Origin of the sequence: Microcoleus sp. PH2017_28_MFU_U_A (genome assembly GCF_020738035.1) — a bacterium.
GTDB lineage: Bacteria > Cyanobacteriota > Cyanobacteriia > Cyanobacteriales > Microcoleaceae > Microcoleus.
The window spans coordinates 1-1,103 of the sequence record NZ_JAEQCX010000019.1 but is presented as its reverse complement, the minus strand read 5'-3'; the positions used below and the strand labels follow the sequence as shown (position 1 = coordinate 1,103).

Genomic DNA, 1,103 nt, shown 5'->3' with positions numbered 1-1,103 from the left:
CTACTTTAGGAGCCTACTTTAATACAACAACAAAAAACCCTCGCTTACCAGGCAAGGGTTAAAACCAAGGAAAAATGATACAGATAGTCCGAAGAGAGAAGTGTTGTATATATTTATACTACACTACCTGGACTAGAACCGATAAAAACTACGGCTATTGCGGTTGAGTAAATAATCAACGTATAAAATATTACCGTCTACGCCCCTTCAGCTTTTTTATCAAGGGCTGCATAAATTCCTTCATATCCCCCTTTGGCGCTAAGCCCAAGTTTTCCCGTTGGAGCATCATATCTAGTTCGCTAGTCCGTACCAATTCTTCTATTTTGGATGCTAGGGCATTTTTAATAGTTCCCTTAGCGCTACCCTTCTCTTTCTTGCCACCGGGGGATTTACCTCCTGGTTTCGGTTTGCTGCTAGATGGTTTCTTGGTAGCCATGATGTAGTACCTATAATTTGCTTAATGCCGCTGCGATCGAAATGGATTCGGGGCGGAACACCCATTTTACAATAGGAATCTTACTAGGTTGCAGCATCGTCCCCAAAACTTTCTCTACCTCATTATCAGTTTTCGGCTTGCTGATATCAATTTGTTTGGGTTGTTTTTTGCCAAAACCTTTATGAGCTTCATGAATCGTAAAACAGACAGGTAATTCCTCTGTGTCTAAGTCAGGTGTCATGCCGATAGCTTCGCTCAAAAAATCTACCTTACGACTAAGTTTTGCAATTGCTGACATCATTTGAACTTGCTGCATAATTGATGAAATTTCGTACTTCTGGGTGGTATCTCCGTTCGACATCGACTCTGCCACCATTTCGTAAACGCCAGACGCCCAAGCAGTAGCATTAACATTTTTCCATTCACTCCCCAATGGCTTGCTGACAGGATTGATTATCAAGCCATTAGCGAGCATTCTGAATAGCGCTTCGCATAGCGCGTAGTAATCCTCACATTCCTCGTTGCCATTACCGCCTGGTACTAAGAATTGCTTGGCAACCTTAAACTTTTTCTTCATTTTGGCGATGCCAAGATATTTGTAAATCTCTTCTACTTTGTCGCAACAATTCATTGGCTTGTACCTTTGTGGATAATTGGGCAAGTTTTG

General features: G+C 41.8%; 2 protein-coding genes. Both read right to left on the bottom strand.

The window, feature by feature from the left end:
* Positions 1–190 precede the first annotated feature (190 nt).
* Complete coding sequence (locus JGK14_RS00190) at positions 191–436, bottom strand: hypothetical protein (protein ID WP_293190258.1); 246 nt, start codon at positions 434–436, stop codon at positions 191–193.
* Positions 437–446: 10 nt separating this feature from the next.
* A partial coding sequence (locus JGK14_RS00185) for a hypothetical protein (protein ID WP_325314559.1) occupies positions 447–1,103 on the bottom strand: 657 nt, incomplete at its 5' end.